We start from the raw sequence: 17,529 nt of genomic DNA, 5'->3' as shown, positions 1-17,529 counted from the left end.
CTCGAAGCTATTGTGGACCTCGATGAGAAGGCCAGCGAAGCGCCGACCGCATCCTGCTGGCTGTCTGAAACTCAGCGCATTACATCGGGTTCGTCCGCTGGTAATCATCACGCCAACCTGGCGCCCCATCAGGTCACGAAATCTGTTTTCCACCGACGCTGATCCTGCCAATCACACTCGGGCTAACCTCAAAGTCGTAATCAGGAATGTCCTTGTTCTCGGCGACCGCCTGGCCGTTCACTTTGATCTCGTCGCCCTTCGCGCCTTGTTTGAGGCTCAGAGCATGCGCCTTGAGGTAAACGAGCCTGCCACGCACCAGGCTGTCTCCCTCGCCTCCTTTGGTGCGTAACTCCTCCTGCACGGTGATCGTGCCGAAGGGCTTGGAGAGCTGCACCGCGATGGCGCCGTCGCCGTAGGTCGTGATTCTCTGGAAATGCGCCTCCTTCAGCGTACCGTCGTACAGGTTAAACCCGCGTGCGCCCAGGCCGTGAGTTTCGATCGGGGCTTTAACCGTCAGATTGTCAATGTCGCCGAAGTTGACGAAACCGATGCCGCTGTCCCCGTAGGAGGCCACCTTCGCCTGTGCCAGCCAGGATTCGACCTTGCCCCAGTTGTCCAGCACCATGTCGTTGGGCCCGTAGGTGGTAGTCGCGCCTTCGTTGATGACGCGGCGGGCATGCACCCCGGAGCCGATGAAGACACCCCCGGTAATCAGGTTGGCCGTGCCCTTCGGGATGCCGCCCTTCGCGTGGACCTCCCCTGTGGTAAGTAGCGTCACTTCAATGGCGCCGCCTTCCTGGGTGGGCGCGGGAACCTTGCTCAGTTCGGCTTCGTCCGGGATGAACCAGCCGCCGAAGATAAACACGCCGCTCCCTCGCAACGGATGTTCTTGACTGCCGCCCGAGAGGTTGCGGGCCTCAAACGTCCATCGACTCGCCCTGTCCTTCGAAAAGTTGTAGACCGCGATTCCGCCGAGCAGCACCTCCACGCCGAAGCCGGAGGGACGGTGGGCCGCCATCGCCGCGTCAGCTCGTTCGACATGAATGTTGTTCAGCTTGAGATGGCCCTTTCTTGCCTGGCTGGCCTCAAGATGGAAACGGCCAACGGTGTCCAGGTCGCTGATCTCGATCGTGCCAAGGTCGTCCGTGTCGTCGGAGAGGCCAATGGCAATCTGGGCCTCATCGGTCACCAGCCGGAGACTGGAAATGCGGTGGTTGGAGCTGAGCATCAGTCCCGGCTGGCCCGACTTGAAGTGCAGTTCCGCGCCCGGGCCAGCGCCACGCAGATTGGCGCCTGAGGGCAGTTTCAGGCTGGAGAGGTCGGCGATCCGGCCTTCAACTTCGATACTGGACACTCTTTGCTTTATGGCGTTTTCCAAGGAAGCGGCATCGTTGACATGAAGCATGGCATCATTCATAGGAATCTCCTCTCGCGACTGAAAGTATAGTACCGCTTTGAGCAAGTAGGCACCCGTACCGTTCCTGGCAGCGGCCGCGGGTGTAGGCGAGAGCGGCGAGGGCCAGCTCCGCTCGTCGCAGAAGAAAGGGGCTGCTGATGGAGTAGAGGGCCAATGTATCATCCAAGCAGGTCCGGGCAACTCTGTCAGGGCGTCTGCCCGGTGACAGCAGAGTTGATGTAGACTTCAAGTTCAATCCGCGAGGGCATCCATGGCAATGAGACTGTCATCCACGGGCCTTGTGGCCGATGGCAATACGCCAACAGAAAGCCTGCTGAGCTTTCTGGATTCGGTATTGCGAGGCGTCGGCCAGGTCATGCTGCAGAACAACAGCTACGCGGGATTATTTTTCCTGGCCGGCATCTTTTATAACTCAAGATTGTTCGGTCTCGCGGTCGTCGTGGGGACCGCCGTTAGCACTGCTTCTGCAATGCTGCTCGAAGTCGAGCCCTCGAAAGTGCGCGAGGGATTGTTCGGTTTCAACGGCGCCCTGGTTGCAGTTGCGCTTACCTATTTTCTTCAGACAGACGCCCTGACCTGGGCTTATGTGGTCTTTGCCGCGATTGCCGCAGCGGTCCTTACGGCCGCCATGTCGGGACTGCTGGAGACGTGGAGTGTCCCCGTGCTTACTGCCCCATTCGTGCTGACGGCGCTGTGTTTTCTACTGGCCTGTGCGCATTTTGGGCGGCTGCATTCAACGCATGTTCTACCCACTGCTGGACTGCCCACAACCGCCATCGTGGAGGGCGTCGTGAGCGCGTCGACTGTTGTGGAAGGTCTTTTCAAGGGCGTTGCACAGGTCTTTTTCCAAAACAGCGTGGTCACCGGCGTGCTTTTCCTTGCCGGCCTGCTGGTCAGTTCACGGCGGATGTTCCTTGCCGCATTGCTGGGTTCCTTGACCGGCTTGTTTGTCGCCTGGGGCATGGGCGCCGCGGAACCCGCAATTCGCTCCGGGGCTTTTGGCTTCAACTGCGTGCTAACGGCGATCGCTATGGTTAGCCTCGGGTTCGAACTGAATAAGGGAGCCTCCGCGTTTTATATACTGCTCGCAACTATTGCGTCAGCCATCGTGTTCGCAGCCACATCGACCGCGCTCAAGCCGCTCGGTATGCCAGCGCTGACGCTTCCATTCGTGCTTGCCGTATGGATCTTCCTGTTAGCCGGCCGTCAGTTTCCAGGGCTTTTACGTGAAATGCCCAATCGCGTCCCTACCGATGAATTTCAAGTCGGTGGTTACGCCAAATCCTCCTCCCAGCTTTCCGCCCAACCGAGTGGCCAGCTTCCACGGCGATAAAGCCGCCACAAGCCTCCAAAACTCTCCGCGGGGCGAAAATCCTTTCCTTTCGGATTGGCGTTCTTCGATCCGCCTACGCTTCGCGTCTATTGAGGATTGCAAAATATAGTGACGTTTTCGCGTAGCGCCGGTCACGCCAAGCGGGACTGGCCTCGATAAATGCCGCCCAGACGGCGGCGCTACAAAAACAACGTGTCACTAGATTATGCAACCTTCGGTAAGCGGGGGCGGGGTGGCCAACAAGGCGTACCTTTCGAGACTCTGAATCATTCTTTCTAACCTGTTGTGACGCCTCCGTCTTTGCGGTAAAGTGCCTGTCTGCCCATTGATTCTGACAAGCGCAGGCAGGGCAAGCTGTCGCAGCCGCAATCAGGCCATCGAGAGGACACTTCATGAAGATCACAGCCGTTGAACCGCTGGTGCTGGGAGCCGCCTGGCGAAACCTGATTTTTATCAAGGTCAAGACCGACGAGGGCCTGGTCGGAATTGGCGAATGTACGCTCCATAATCGCGAAGAAGGAATTCTGGGATACCTGCCGGGAGCCGTCCGCCGGCACGTGATCGGCTCCGATCCGTTCAACACTGAGGACCTTTGGCTGCGCATGTACCGGAACGAGTTCTGGCGCAACGGCGCCATTGCCGCCACGGTAATGAGCGGCATCGAGGTCGCCTGCTGGGACATCGTGGGCAAAGCCTGCGGTCAGCCCGTGTGGAAAATTCTGGGCGGCCAGTGCCATGAAAAGGTGAAGGCCTACGCCAACGCCTGGTACACGGTGGAGCGCAAGCCGGAAGAATTTGCCAGACGGGTGAAGGTGGTGCTCGATAAGGGCTACAAAGCTCTCAAGGTAGACCCGTTCGGGCCGGGCGGGCTTGAGATATCACGAGCCGAAAAAGTGAAGTCCGTCGAACTGGTGGCCGCCATTCGCGAAGCCGTCGGGCCCGACGTTGAGATTTTTGTTGAAATGCACGGCCGCTTCAGCGCCGCCACCGCCATCGAGATCGCGCGCATGCTGGAGCCTTACCACCCCGGCTGGATTGAAGAACCCTGCCCACCGGAAGATATTCCATCGCTCGTCAAGGTGGCCGAGCATGTCAATCTGCCGGTCGCCACCGGCGAACGCTACTACACGCGCTACGGGTTCCGCGAAGTCCTTGAATCGAACGCGCCCGACATCCTGCAGCCCGACGTTATCCATGCGGGTGGCCTGATGGAGATGAAGAAGATTGCCGCCATGGGCGATGTTCGCTCCATGGTGATGGCGCCCCACAATTCCAACGGCCCGGTTTGCACTGCCGCCAGCATCCACTTCGATTTCTGCACCACCAACATCAAAATCCAGGAGTGCTTTGACGATTTCTCGGAGACCTGGGTGGTGGATGCCGTCCCCGGAACGCCGCGGCCCAAAGATGGTTATTTCTATCCGCCGCAGAAGCCGGGCCTTGGCGTGGAACTGAACGAGGACCTCATCAAAGAGCACCCCTACAAAGAGGGCTTCTTCAACATGTGGGAACAGAACTGGCACATGCGCCAGTACACCAGTTGACGTCATTTCAAGCATCAGGAGTCATTCATGGAGTCCAGCCGTCGCAAGTTCCTGCAATCGAGTCTGGCGGCGCCGGTGGCGCTGGCGCTGGGCAGTCCCGGCGTTGGATGGCCGGGCGCCATGCTGCTTCCTCCCCCGCAGATCCCTTTCCAGAACCCCGAAATCATCCGTTACGATTCGCATTGCTTCACCCTCAACGGTCGGGACACATTTCTCCATAGCGGTGCGTTCCATTACCCTCGTTGTCCTCAATCCCTGTGGCGGGACCGCCTGCTGAAGTTCAAGCGCGCCGGGTTCAACACCGTCGAGAGTTACATCTTCTGGAATTACCACGAGCCGGAAGAAGGCCACGCCGATTTCAGCGAGCTCGAGAGCTATATCCAACTGGTCAAGCAAATGGGCCTCTGGCTGATCGCGCGCATCGGTCCATACGTCTGCGCGGAATGGGATGCGGGCGGCTTTCCCCACTGGGTGATTGCCAGGCAGTTTCCGTTGCGCAGCGATAATCCCGAAAGCGTCAAAGCGTCCGAGCACTGGTACAGCCTGGTGCTTCCCATCATCGTCAAAAATCAGATCACCGCCGGCGGGCCCATCATCCTGATGCAGGTGGAAAACGAGTACAACTTCTGGACAGGAGTTTCCGACTCGGAGAAACGCGCCTACATTGACGCGCTGGCGCAGATGGCATGGACCGGCGGAATCGACGTTCCGCTCATCACCTGCTGGACGCAGCAGTCCCGCGAAAATTCCTATCCGGACATGGCGCGGATTGCCGACTTCTGCAATTTCTATCCGCGCTGGAAGATCACGGACGAAGTCCTGCCCGCGCTTGCCAGATTGAAAGCCGAGGAGCCGTCCTCGCCCGCCGGTGTTACGGAATTGCAGGGCGGATGGTTCAGCAAGTTTGGCGGAAAGCTTTCGATTGACCAGGAAGGCGTAGGCCCGGAACAGCTCAATACGCTCACCAAAACCGTGATCGAGCAGGGCGCGACTTTCTATTGCTATTACATGGGATTCGGCGGCACCAACTTCGAGTGGGCCGCTAAAGACCTGACCACCACGTACGATTACGCCGCGCCCATCCGCGAGCCCGGCGGACTGTGGGGCAAATATTATGAAGCCCGGGGCATCAGCCTGGCGTTGGGATTGTTTGGCGAGCAACTCGCCCGCGCGGACATCGAGCCCGGAGCAGCCGACTCGACAAACCCGGCGGTCAGCGCCATCGAACGCACGAATGGCAAGAGCGGGTTTCTCTTCGTCCGGGAAAACGCCAACGCCGAGCAGCAATTCACTTTGACGTTTATGGACCCGGCAAGTCCCTCGCACCGCACCATAGCGGCGCCGCGCCAGGGGCAGTTGAGCATTGGCGCGCGTGAAATGAAGATGCTGCCTGTCTATCTGCCGATTGGCGAAACTACGCTTCGCTACTCGACCTCAGAGGTGCTGGCCTACGGACTGAATCTGGACACATGGTATCTGGTGCTCTATGACGACCCAGGGCGAGTGGCTGAAATTTCGGTGGCCACCGAAGAGGAGCCACACGTCGAGGGCGACACCGCTTACATCTACTGGGACCGCGAGTACGAATCCGTGGTGTTCGGCGTTCGCTTCGACCCGGACGAAAAAACGCTGATTGTAAATCGAAACCTGGTCGTGGTCCTCGTGCCCCGCCAGCGAGCGCTGCGGACGTGGAGCGCGGATTTCCCCATCAAGGATTTCGCGGGCGCGGAGGGCGACAAGCCCGTTTCCATCCCGTTTATCTCAGACGCCGCTCTCATGGTGGCGAGCGGCTCGCAGCGGAGCCGTGTGTGGGTGGACCTGGAGTTCCGCCCTGGCAAGCACGAACTGACTGCCCTGCTCCCTCCCGTGCCGGCCAAATGCCAGGTTGACGGCAGCGAAACAGAGGTCCGCTATACTCGCGAGGTACGGGCCGCGCGCATCACCTTTTCCACGCCCGAACTCCCCAGCCAGCCGGTTTCCATCAGGCAAGTCCAGACATGGATTGAAAAGTTCTCGGGTCCCGATGCCGGCCAGTGGCTCGCATCGCCTCTGCGGCCGCTTGAAGAACTCGGCCGCGTTCCTTACGGCTACGTCAAGTATCGTTCAGGACCTTTCACCTACAGCAGCCAGAGCAAAATGTTCATTTCTACTTTCGCCGATGATGCGAAGAAAGTGTTCCTGAACGGCAAGCTGGTCCCCGAAGCCTCAAACAACAAAAAGCAGGTTGAGATCGACCTTGCGAAATACGCGAAACAGGGAAGCAATACGCTGGACATTTCGTACGAGCTTTTCGGCTCGCCCAATTTCGGCCAAAACATCGGCGAACTGAAGGGCGTCCAGTCGGTGAAAATGGGCGCGGACGCGCAAACCGCTGCGCCGGTTGGCAACTGGCAGGTCCAGCGCTTCCCGGCCCCCGCCCAGGGCCGGGGCAAAATTGATCCGGCTCAGGCCCCTGGAGGATGGAGCGCGCCCGTAGCGATCGGCGCCGGCGGAGGCAAGGAGCTTCTGCCGCTTTTCACCTGGTGCAGCGCGGAGTTCGATCTCCAGCAGCCTCCCGAAGAATGGTTCGCTCCCTGGAAGCTCACCTTTGAGGCTGAACGCGATGCCCTGCTCTATCTGAACGGCCGGTTCGTGGGCCGCTATATGACCATCGGCCCCCAGAAAGATTTTTACCTTCCTGAACCCTTTTTCGCCAGCCAAGCAGGCCAGAAGAACGTCCTCACGGTTGTCCTGGCCTACGCCGGCCAGCCCGGGCACATCCGCACGCTTCGCGTGGCACCCTACGACGAATTTGCAACTCGCCGGACCCGAATTGAATTTGGATGGTAGGATAGAGTGTTTCCGGCTGGCTCGTTCACTTGCCGGCTGGCATAAAGTGCGCCCGTCTGCCGCGCGGGCCGCCATCGAAGATTCTGGAACAAGCGAATGACACCAAGATCACAGGCGCACAAGCAGCCTCGCGCAGCAGCAGCATCGAGGCCCGTCGGGCTTGGAATCATCGGCGTCGGGACCGTGGGCACCGGGACCATCAAAGTTTTGCAGGAACACCGTGCGGAGATCGAGCGCCGGCTTGGTTGCAGGCTCCAGTTGAAGATGATCTGCTCACGCAGCATCCACAAAAAGGACTTCTCCTGGATCAGGAACAGGCCCGCCCTCACTACTGACTGGAAGGAAGTGGTCCACAACCCGGCAGTGGACATTGTAGTGGAGCTGGTGGGGAATCTTCCTACTGCCCGGGCCATCGCCTTTGCCGCGGTGAACGCCCGCAAGCATCTGGTGACCGCCAACAAACAACTGGTGGCCGAGCATGGCATCGAGCTGGTGGGCCGCAGCCTGGAGAAGGGCGTCAAGCTGGGCATCGAGGCCTGTGTGGCGGGCGGAACTCCCATTCTTCACGCGGTTCGTTCTGGCCTGGCCGGCGAAAGCTTTGCCGCCGTCTACGGCATCCTTAACGGAACCACCAACTACATCCTGACGGAGATGGAGCAGCGCGGCGTCTCCTTCTCCGAGGCGCTGGCGGACGCGCAAAAACTCGGCTATGCCGAGCCCGATCCCACCTTCGACGTGGAAGGTTTTGACGCCCGATATAAAATTGCCATTCTTACCATGGTCTGCTTTGGCCAGGCGGTCCCGGTGGACGAGATTCCCGTGGAAGGCATCACGCGGATCGAGCAGGTGGATTTTGCTTATGCTCACCGGCTGAATCGCACCATCCGGCTGATTGCCGCTGCCCGCCGGCAGAACGGCCGCAGCCTGGAGATCAGCGTGCGGCCCATGATGATTCCCCAGTCGTCCCAGCTTGCCAACGTCTGGGGAAGCACCAACGGCATTCTCCTGCTCGGCAACAAGGGAGGCGCCACCACGCTGACCGGCCGTGGCGCGGGAGGCGGGCCCACCGGTGTCGCCGTTCTTTCCGACGTCGTGGAAATTGCGCGGGTGATTGCGACCGGAGGCGTCGGAAGCACGCCGCTCGGCTATTCAGAATGGCACCGGGAAAAAATCGGTCCGCCCGCTGGCGAGCTCGTCAGTTCCTATCTGCGGCTGGTGGTGCGCGACCGCCCCGGCATCCTGGCGCGCGTGTGCGCCGCGCTCGGACGCCATCGAATCAATATTGATTCCGTCCTCCAGGAACCCGCCATGCCCAAGAAACATCTGCCCTTTGTGATGACGCTTGAGCCTACAACAGAAGTCAGGGTGCGCGCCGCTGTCCGCGAAATTGCGCGGCTTCCGTTCCTGGTGCAGCCTCCCCTTCTGCTGCCCTTCATCGATCTTCCGTAGTGTGGCGTGTCCGGCGTAATTGTTTACCACAGGCCGTCCTATAAACTGCCTCCCGTTGAGGACTACGCCAAAATACCGTTTCAAGCAACGAAGCTCCGTTGAAGCCGCATCTTACTTTATAAGCAGCGCGAGGCTCAGAGGCCTGATGCGCGGGTACGGCGAGGCCGGAGTCCTTCGCCTGAAACGCGCCTCGCAATGGACATCCCATCAACTTTGCAGCAGGCCGGGCGGCCAGCCAGTCCAGAGCAGTGGTAACTGATGAGTGACGTATTTGCGCTGCTTTTCGACTGCTTCTCAGCCTTCGGATAAAATCGTTCATCTTCAACTAACGCTTTCGTCTCCCATGCATCTTAATAAGTATGAGGGCCCGGAAGGTGTGGGGAATGCCGTAAACAGGGCTTGTAACATGGATCGATCAGAAAGGAGACACGATGGGTCTGAAATGTTCTAAGACGAGCGGAATACTAGTATTGGCAGCATTAATAATGCCTTGCGGGGTGTTGCTGGCGAAGGAATCTAACTCGCCCGCTGCCGCAACCTCCAGCAACGCTAACTGGTATGACGTTGAACAGGCGTCGGACCTCTTCAGCCGCATGACCGTTCGTGCGCGTGAGGTTAGACAGGAAGTCGGTCCACTTCAAGTGCAGGGTTACGCGTTGAACTGGAGAGATCACGCGGCAAGGCTTGTAAGGATAAGTGACCACATCAATGACATTGGACGCGACCTGCAAAGTCTTGACCAAATCAAAGGCCGGTTGGAGCCGTGGCAGCAAAACCTGGTTGCTAAAGTGACCCCGAATGTCCATGGGATGGTCTACCAGACGGACCAGGCATTGACCACGCTCGCCAGCCGCGAGGACCGTCACACGCTGCGATTGACTGACTACCCGAACAACATCGACCAGATATATCGGAATGCCGACCAAATGATCAACACCATTCAGAGCGTCACGAAGGCCGCTCACGGCGAGCAGATGTCGGCGCTCCGTGGCACAAGCACGAACCCTGGTTCCTAGGGGGCCAGGCTAAATTGCACCGGGAGGGAAGGGCCTCGCTCGAGCGGGGTCTTTTCTTTTTTGAAGTATGTACTTTACGCAACAGCCCAAAGGTCCAGTTTTCCGCAGGCTTTTAGGAACGATGAAATAACAACCTCATTGACTCTTGGTGTACACTGAAGTGTAAATCGCGTGCTAATTCAGGGTTGTATTGACGCGTAAAATGCGATCGAAGTCCCAACTTAACGCAGCCAGCCGGGTATGCGTAGCGCCAGGAGAAAGGCAAGCAAATGAAGGTCATGGTAAAGGCCGAGTTTAGGCTCTTCGGAGTGATGAAGCGGGAAGGAGGCTGGTACATTGCCCATTGCCCACCGCTAGACATTTACACGCAGGGTAGAACTCTGTCAGAAGCAAAAAAGAATTTGGTGGAGGCTTCGGAGCTGTTTATCGTTAGCTGTATCGAGCGAGGGACGTTGGACCAGGCGATGAGAGAATTGGGCTTCGTACCTTTTGGAGCGCAGCCCCAAAACATCCCCAACGCGTTCCCAATCGATATTCCCATTCCTTTTGGCCTGCATAAGGAACTTCCGTGCCGCGTTTAGTTCCTTTACATTGGGAAAAGATCATCTGCGTATTTAACAAACTCGGATACCAAGTTAAGGGCCAAAAAGGTAGCCACATTAAGCTAGAGAAACCGGGCGTAGCGCGGCCCCTCATCGTCCCCAAGTACACCCAAGTAGGAGTCCCGATTATATCCGGACTGATTAAAACGGCGGGTATAAACCGGGAGGCGTTTTTCGATTTACTGGAACGCTGTTAGCTTGCGGAAAGTGACGTACTTCCGTTCCTTTTTTGGCGGGAGTCCGGTCCTGCTGGCGGCACGCGCTATTGTGCCACCTGGAATTCAAACACCGTGTTCGGAGTCACCTTGCTTCCGGGAAGCGGCAGTTGCCGAATGATGCTGCCCTGCAAAGCTCCGGGGACGGCAACCTGCGTGACCTTAACAGTTTGAAACCCCGCCTGCTCCAGGTCAGACCGAACGGCTCCAACCGGCTTCCCCTGAAAATTCGGGCACAGATACGCGACGGGCGTGGCACCGAGCGAAACCAGAAAATTAACCGCGGGGCTTTGCAGGCCGCTCGTAGCGGGAGGAGGGTCTTGCGCCACCACCTGGTTCAGTTCAACCTCCGGCCAGTAAAGCGCCGCAACATCGCCGATGGTCAGCCCGCGCTGGACGGCCGTAATCCGGGCCGCTCGAATGCTGCGTCCAATCAGGTCCGGAACGCTGACCTTCTGGGCCCCCAGACTGAGAAGGACGTGGACTTGCTGCTCGGTCTTGATGCTGGTCCCGGCGGCCGGCATCTGTGACACAACGGCTTCCGGAGCGATCTTGTCGCTATAAAGCCGGTCTTCAACATCAAGCCGGAGGCCAAGCTTGCGCACGGTGCTTCTGGCCTGGTCAATCGGCATGCCTACCAGGCTGGGCAGGGTTTCCTGACGGCCATGGACGGTGAGGCGAATGGTGATGATGGCGGAGACAACGAAAATCGTCATCAGCACGGCGGCCAGGAGAAGCAGCCGAAGCGCCACGCGCAGCTTGCCGTCAACTTTCACGCTCTCCATTATAGGGCCGATACCCGGAAAATGATCGGGAAACGGGACCCAGCCTTTCTGCGCCACTCAGTCGCGCGACTCCGCAGGGCCCGTCCTGGAGTTCCCGGAGGCGATGGTCTGTGGAGTGCCTGGCGCCGGCTCGACGTGCACCAGGACATCGGCCACCCAGTCCAGCTTCCTGCAGATGGCGAACCGGACCTCCGTCGCGATGTCATGCGACTTCCTCACCGTCATGTCGGGATCCACTTCCAGATGGAGGTCCACGTAGTACTGCAAGCCCACGCTGCGGGCAAAACATTTTTCAACTCCCACAGCGCCCGGAATGGTGAGGCTCGCTTCGCGAATGGCCGACATCATCTCGTCATCCGGCATTTCATCCGTCAGCCGGGAGGAAGTATCCTTGGCAACGCGCAAGCCCGTGAAAATAACGAACAGCCCCACCGCAAATCCGCCATAGCTGTCGGCCACAAGAAAACGTGCGGGATCGAGCAGCGTCAGCCCCAGCGCGGTGAGCGCCGTCACGGCCGAAAGAATGTCCACAAAATCGTTCCAGGCGTCGGCGGTCAGCGCTGCGCTGCGAATCTTCTTGCCATAATGAAACTTTACGCCGGACATCACCGCCTTCGCAACCATCGAGAGCACGAGCGCCCAGACTCCGTAAAACGCGGGCACTTCGTGAACGCGGTCCACGCCCTGCAAAGACCGGTAACAGATGCCAATGCCGGCAACAAACAGAATAAAACCCACCACCAGCCCGGTGAGCGTCTCGTAGCGCCCGTGGCCGTAAGGGTGTTCTTCATCGGCTGGCCGGGAAGCGATTGCGAAACCGAAGAAAATGGCGGTGGCTGCCACCACGTCACCCGCCGACTCGAAGCCGTCCGCCAGCACCGAAGCAGAGCGCCCGAGTATGCCAACGGTAATCTTCAATGCCGCCAGGATGCCGCTGACAGCGATGCTGGCCAGCGCCACTCGCTTGCCAATCCTGAATTTGGTTGAACTTCTCACCAACCAGCCTCGTGGGGTTCAGAGCGCCAGAAGGGATTCCCGGGCGGGCATTTTCCAGGCTGCCTGGCCCCGTGCGGCACTCTGCTTCGCATCTTAGCGCACTGCCGAGGCCCTGCGCCACACGCCATAGCCCAATATTCACAACACAGAGGCGGATTGCAAGGCAAGTGTTACTTCCGAAGCGGCTTCTTAACAGCTTCGTTCCAATCCTCATCGCATTGCGCGCTCGCACACTGCAAAACGGCCGACCGCGCATTTGCGCCAAAATTATCACAGGCTTGGGATCACCGCCAATCCCAAGCAAGCGCGGCGGGGACCAATTAGACAGGGCGTCAGTTGATTGAATGAACGGTGGCGGGCAGGAAAAGAACGAAGGCGCAGGAAGAATCCACTTGGCTGCAGGTGAGTACCCCGCGCCGCAGGAGTTTGATGGGCGCGTCATCCGGGACCGGCTCAATGAATTTGATTGCTTCGATTGCCGCGTCAGCCGCGCGCAACCAATCGTTGCCGCTGATGAACTTTACGCCTTCGGCCTTGCCTCCCGGCGCAATCAAGACAAAAAACTCCGCCGTACCGGGTTTCATTCCTGCCTTGCTGATCGAATACGTGCGCATGGCGGAAAGATCATCGCGCGCCTTCTTCACGGCGGCATCCGAACGGGTAGTGCTGCCGATGAGCCGCATCAAACCCTGATGCGCCTCCGGAACGCGCGACGGAGGTCCAACTGTCGTGGTCTGGCCTTTGGACGCCAAGGGTAGCGGCCCGGGCGAAAGCGCGACTGCCCAGGCGTAGTCCTTAACAGCGTCCTGCCTCTGGCCGAGCTTTTCGTCAATCTGGCCGAGATGGCCGGCAACCACCGAATCCTGGCCAAGGCGCCAGCTCGCCTCAACGAACCGGCGAGCCTTTTGCGGTTCCCCTTCCCGAAAGTAAACCCATCCGAGGCTGTCCCAGAACAAAGCCAGGCTCGCGGTGGGGCCAAGGTCCACATTTTGCAGCCCATCAAGCGTTACTTTTCCAGCCGCATTTTCCGCAGCGCCAACGGCCATTTTTACAAAGGTCTCCGCTTCGGACAATTTAATGTCATGCTCAGCCATGTAATAACCAACATCGTTCCAGACAGGGGGCGATGGATTCAATTCCGCGGCCTTTTCGAACGCGGCGGCGGCTTCCTCGTTTTTCCCCGCTCCTGCATAGGAATTGGCTAGACCCATTTCGTAACCCCAGAACTTAGGGTCGAGAGCGATCGCGCGCTCGTATGCACGCGAAGCGTCAGGCCACTTTTTCATGACGTTCAACGCCACTCCCAGGCTGGCATAGGCCCGCGGGTCGTTAGGACGCGCCTCGGTTTGCTTTTGAAGCGTTGTGGCAGCGTCATCGAATCGCCCCAGTTTCATGTAGAGAACGCCGAGATCACCGTAAGCGTATTGATTGCCTGGACTCACTTCGATCTGTTTCTGATAGTCCCGAATCGCATCATCCGTGTCACCAAGCGCGGCGTATGCACGACCGAGATTGTTATAGGCGTACTGGTCTTCGGGATTCAGGTCGATTTGCTTCTTATAGGCGCGGATTGCGTCCTCCGTATTACCAAGCGCAGCGTAAGCACGACCGAGGTTGTTCCATGCCCACATCTGTTTGGGGTCCTTCACTGTCGCCTTCAGCAAGAGGTCGCGAGCTAAGGATAAGTCCTTGTCTTGATCGAGGAGCTTCGCGGCGGCTGAGTTCAGCTCGTCAGCAGACATCGCATCGGCTCTCTCACGCAGGTCCGCGTCATTACCGTTGGCTGCAGAGGTGGCTGAATCCCCTGTCAAAGTGATTTGGTCTTGAATGTCGCCGCTCACGGCCTTCTGGAATTTGCGATAAGCATCGAGTTGAGCAACGGAGATTTCATCTGCCTTGGTGATCAGCCGTCTCTCCGCGGTCAACACGCCATCCTTGAATGAGTATGTCGAGTGGTACTCGGCGAAGGGCGTGATGAGGTCCAGCGGCTTCGGCAGCGTGGCCGTCCACCCCTCGGGCAGCTTCATGGTGGCGTGATATTGCGCGTTCAGCGGCTCGCCCAGCACTAAGGGCTGCGGCGTCTCGTCATCAGAGTGAGGCAAGGCCGGCACCCCGCCGAACGGAATCGGGGGCGTGATGTAATGCGGCGATTGCGGAGACCAGTTTGAATAATCCTTGCGAACGTAATCGTAGGAAAGCGCAAACGGGTGGCTGGTGTCTTCCGGAGGCGAAACCTGCACGTTACTGACAGTTCCTCCGAAGCCGATCTGTTCGGAAATGCCTTGTGTGGCCTTCTGCCAGTTGGCTTGTGCGATATTGTTGAAAACCAGGCGCATGAGGATCGCCCTGTCGCCGTCGGTAATGTCTTTCATCTTGCCGCTAAAAGTTCCATTGTTCGTGAGCTCGCCGGCCACTTCAAACGTAACGCGATCCGGGACAGTCGGCTCGGCGGGCGTCATCGCCAGATATGCCGGCTGCTTTTCGGGAATAATCAGAGCGTGTTTGTTGCGAAGGTTGAAAACCAGAAGTCCCATGGGTGCGAGTTCGGTGGTCGTGTCCATCCAATCCAGCCTTTGGCCTTCCGGAGCAACCGTGATGACGTGGTCGAATTGGCCGGGCGAGGGCACGTCCGTATCAATTTTACGGGTTGAATTGATTAAAGCTGGGACCACCTTGATTCCCGCAGCTTCAAGGAGCGAAGCGAGGAGGGTGTGCTTATCCTTGCAGTCGCCATATCCATTTCCAAGGACCTGTTCGGCAGTGTGCGGCTGGTAGCGGCCAATGCCGAATGAGATACCGATATATCGGAACTGCTTTGCCACATATGCATAGATCGCCTGTAGCTTTTGATCTTCAGCGGTCATTCCCTTGGTCAGTTCAGCGGCCTTGTCACGAATGGCTGCCGTGGGCGCCATTTGCGGATTCTCGATCGATGCCCACCATTGCCCAACCTGCGCCCAGCTATCGAAGGAGCTTAGAAGAACGTCCGGCGGCGGATACTGCCCTGCCGGATGTTCAGGCAGCGTCACATCCTCCAGATTACTGCTTTTCCAAAGATAAACCTTGCGATCGCCCTGCTCTGTGACCACAGGTTGGATGCTGGCGCTTTTCACCTCGAGGGCGCGGTCTTTGGGAACATTCACCTCGAGCTCTTCGTCCAGGATGATGGAGTTTTTCGTAAAGTCGTATGAAAGCCAGAATTGACCAGGGATAAGCGGCGAAAAAGTCTGAAAGCGGGCTTCGTATTCCACTTCGCTTCCCGGCGTGAGGGCCTTAACGGCCACATGCTTTTGCCTGAAGTCACTATATTCCGGTGCGGCGATAGTGACTTGGGGCGTAACGTCTTCGATGCTCGATGCCGGGGTAACGACCAGTGTGCCGTCGGGCTGGCGGACGCGCACGTAGTCAATCTCAAGATGCGCGGTAGCGCTGGGATAGCTAAAGACCAGCACGCCATACTGCCGCACCCCGGCTTCCGATTGCACCTTGATGCTGGCGACAACATCCTGGGTGTCAGTGCCATCGTTCTGGAAAGTATAGGTCGAGCGATAGCTTTCAATTACGGCGGCTTCATTGGAAAAATCTTGTTTGGTTTTCGCCGCCGGGGTCTGCGCCGGGGAGCAGACTGCGCAGGAGAGGAGAGCAAGCGTTAACCTGAGAGGCACTCGAGCCGTGACCATGTTCTGGAGCTACTAAATACAGCATCTGTAATTTGAAGTCAAGGCAGGGGCGGTAAATATCTCCCGGCAGCGACGGCGGGTGGCGCAGATACTCGCCTTTTAGTATCTGCGATTCCGCGCAGCGGGACGTTTTCAGTTAGCATCATGGCAGTCAATCCATGGCAATAATCGATTCGGCCGGTGGTCAAAAACTGAAGACCGTTTTCGCCGTAGTGTCGAAGCGGTTGTTTCACTGGCCCATACTAACCCCACTCAGCTTCGCCGAACGCAGACAGTAAACATCAATGTCTGTGCCATTCGCCAGGGGCTGTCACTGCGAGAACCCGAAAGCTTCCGAGAATCTTTTTTTCCACCTGCTGCGTCTCTTCTGTAGGCGACTTGCTGCCTGACGCATACGGCCCGTCGAATTTGATGTTAAGAATCAACCCATTCAGGTCGTAGAGATAATCATCCGGGTAGGTCACCCCGCCGCCCCCAGCACCATAAAAATAAAACGTGTGGGTGCCAATTTGAATCTGCCGAGGTTCCACCCACCCTGTGTGGGCGTATCCCGTTTCCAGTCTCGCCAAACTGAAATGTCTTCTGTCGAGAATTAGAGCGATATTTCCCTGGCTTTGTCCAGTGCCTCTGCTCAAGTAAAGTAATTTTTGGCACCCCATCTCCGCAAACCATCTGGCAAATTCGCACGGCAGCTCTGTCACTCGATAGCTGGCAGGGTATGACAATTCGAAGCCCAGGTTGTAATCAACGTAACGCTTTATCGCCGCGGACTGCCCGGCAGCACATGTTGCAATCGTTGCCATTATGATTGTAAAGATTACTTTTCTCATGCCTGCGTAATTAACCCCTTTCTACCAGTCGATTGCCATCATCATACAACGATAGTTTTGCAATCAACTCAAGTTATCATTTGGCTCCGGTTCCTGTGCGTGTGGTAAAATGGCCCCTTTCTCCATCCAGAAAGGCGCTAAGTCTATGCCTGCTGCTCCTGCCTAAAATTGACAATTATTGACAACCGCACTAAGCTATTTCTCGGAAGGTCAATTTGCCATGAATGCCAACCTGGGCCCCGTCTTCGAACAGTTCGTAGCTGAGCTGGTCGATTCCGGCCTCTACCAGTCGCAGAGCGAAGTGATCCGTGAGGGCCTTCGCCTGCTGAAAGAGCGCGAGGAGCTGAAAAAGCTGCGCCTTGAGGAGTTGCGCAGGGAGATTGCTCGTGGGAGCGCCGAGGCCGACCGCGGCGAGCTTGTTGACGGTCCTGAAGCTTTTCGCAAGATCCGCCGGCGGCGACCCGCCCGGCGCGCTTCGTGACGCGTTTCGTCCTCACGCCGCTTGCCCGCCGGGACCCGGAAGAGATTTGGGATTACCTGGCCCTCGACAACCGTGAGGCCGCCGAAAGGGTGCTCGACAGGATCGAAGCAGCCATCCGAGAACTGGTCAGAACGCCGGGCATGGGCCACCTTCGCGAAGACCTAGCTGACCGCCGGCACCGTTTTTTCCTGGTCTATTCCTACCTCGTCATTTATCGGCCCGAAACGCGGCCACTTGAAGTTATTCGCGTGCTCCACGCCTCCCGGGATATCCGCGCTCTGTTGGGATTCGAGGAGACGTCACGACCTTCACGCTGAATATGCAGCCCGTCCGCCACCTGTGATAAGATAGC

General features: G+C 58.1%; 13 protein-coding genes. 8 read left to right on the top strand and 5 right to left on the bottom strand.

The features are described from left to right. Nucleotides 1–133: 133 nt before the first annotated feature. The gene (locus tag VFQ24_17010; protein HET9180057.1) at nucleotides 134–1,417 is read right to left on the bottom strand and encodes a hypothetical protein; all 1,284 of its coding nucleotides are present in this window, start codon (nucleotides 1,415–1,417) and stop codon (nucleotides 134–136) included. 250 nt (nucleotides 1,418–1,667) lie between these two features. On the opposite strand from VFQ24_17010, the gene VFQ24_17005 reads away from it, so the two are divergent. The 6 genes from VFQ24_17005 (at nucleotide 1,668) to VFQ24_16980 (ending at nucleotide 10,169) form a co-directional block, all read left to right on the top strand. Continuing rightward, complete coding sequence (locus VFQ24_17005) at nucleotides 1,668–2,750, top strand: urea transporter (GenBank protein ID HET9180056.1); 1,083 nt, start codon at nucleotides 1,668–1,670, stop codon at nucleotides 2,748–2,750. Nucleotides 2,751–3,142: 392 nt separating this feature from the next. Beyond that, nucleotides 3,143–4,294: a mandelate racemase/muconate lactonizing enzyme family protein gene (locus VFQ24_17000; protein HET9180055.1), complete on the top strand. Its 1,152-nt coding sequence runs from the start codon at nucleotides 3,143–3,145 to the stop codon at nucleotides 4,292–4,294. Nucleotides 4,295–4,321: 27 nt separating this feature from the next. Beyond that, the gene (locus VFQ24_16995; GenBank protein ID HET9180054.1) at nucleotides 4,322–7,123 is read left to right on the top strand and encodes a beta-galactosidase; all 2,802 of its coding nucleotides are present in this window, start codon (nucleotides 4,322–4,324) and stop codon (nucleotides 7,121–7,123) included. Between the two features lie 96 nt (nucleotides 7,124–7,219). Next, complete coding sequence (locus tag VFQ24_16990) at nucleotides 7,220–8,572, top strand: homoserine dehydrogenase (GenBank protein ID HET9180053.1); 1,353 nt, start codon at nucleotides 7,220–7,222, stop codon at nucleotides 8,570–8,572. 470 nt (nucleotides 8,573–9,042) lie between these two features. Further along, a complete protein-coding gene (locus tag VFQ24_16985; protein ID HET9180052.1) occupies nucleotides 9,043–9,588 on the top strand; it encodes a hypothetical protein in 546 nt (181 codons plus the stop codon). A gap of 269 nt (nucleotides 9,589–9,857) precedes the next feature. Next, complete coding sequence (locus tag VFQ24_16980; GenBank protein ID HET9180051.1) at nucleotides 9,858–10,169, top strand: type II toxin-antitoxin system HicB family antitoxin; 312 nt, start codon at nucleotides 9,858–9,860, stop codon at nucleotides 10,167–10,169. A 283-nt stretch (nucleotides 10,170–10,452) separates the two neighbouring features. On the opposite strand, the gene VFQ24_16975 is transcribed toward VFQ24_16980, so the two are convergent. The 4 genes from VFQ24_16975 to VFQ24_16960 form a co-directional block, all read right to left on the bottom strand. Further along, nucleotides 10,453–11,247: a PASTA domain-containing protein gene (locus VFQ24_16975; protein ID HET9180050.1), complete on the bottom strand. Its 795-nt coding sequence runs from the start codon at nucleotides 11,245–11,247 to the stop codon at nucleotides 10,453–10,455. Further along, complete coding sequence (locus VFQ24_16970; GenBank protein HET9180049.1) at nucleotides 11,248–12,186, bottom strand: cation diffusion facilitator family transporter; 939 nt, start codon at nucleotides 12,184–12,186, stop codon at nucleotides 11,248–11,250. A 332-nt stretch (nucleotides 12,187–12,518) separates the two neighbouring features. After that, entirely contained in the window at nucleotides 12,519–15,866 is a 3,348-nt protein-coding gene (locus VFQ24_16965; protein ID HET9180048.1) for a DUF3857 domain-containing protein, read from the bottom strand. A gap of 281 nt (nucleotides 15,867–16,147) precedes the next feature. Further along, complete coding sequence (locus tag VFQ24_16960) at nucleotides 16,148–16,696, bottom strand: hypothetical protein (GenBank protein ID HET9180047.1); 549 nt, start codon at nucleotides 16,694–16,696, stop codon at nucleotides 16,148–16,150. Between the two features lie 220 nt (nucleotides 16,697–16,916). Here VFQ24_16960 and VFQ24_16955 point away from each other — a divergent pair, with 220 nt between their 5' ends. After that, a complete protein-coding gene (locus VFQ24_16955) occupies nucleotides 16,917–17,177 on the top strand; it encodes a type II toxin-antitoxin system ParD family antitoxin (protein HET9180046.1) in 261 nt (86 codons plus the stop codon). Next, nucleotides 17,174–17,494, top strand: coding sequence for a type II toxin-antitoxin system RelE/ParE family toxin (locus VFQ24_16950; GenBank protein ID HET9180045.1), 321 nt, complete (start codon nucleotides 17,174–17,176; stop codon nucleotides 17,492–17,494). The genes VFQ24_16955 and VFQ24_16950 overlap by 4 nt, the downstream gene beginning before the upstream one ends. Nucleotides 17,495–17,529 lie beyond the last annotated feature (35 nt).

This window comes from Terriglobia bacterium (genome assembly GCA_035712365.1).
In the GTDB taxonomy this organism is placed as follows: Bacteria; Acidobacteriota; Terriglobia; order UBA7540; family UBA7540; genus SCRD01.
Note: the sequence above shows the minus strand (reverse complement) of the source record. Positions and strands in the feature narration are given on the sequence as shown.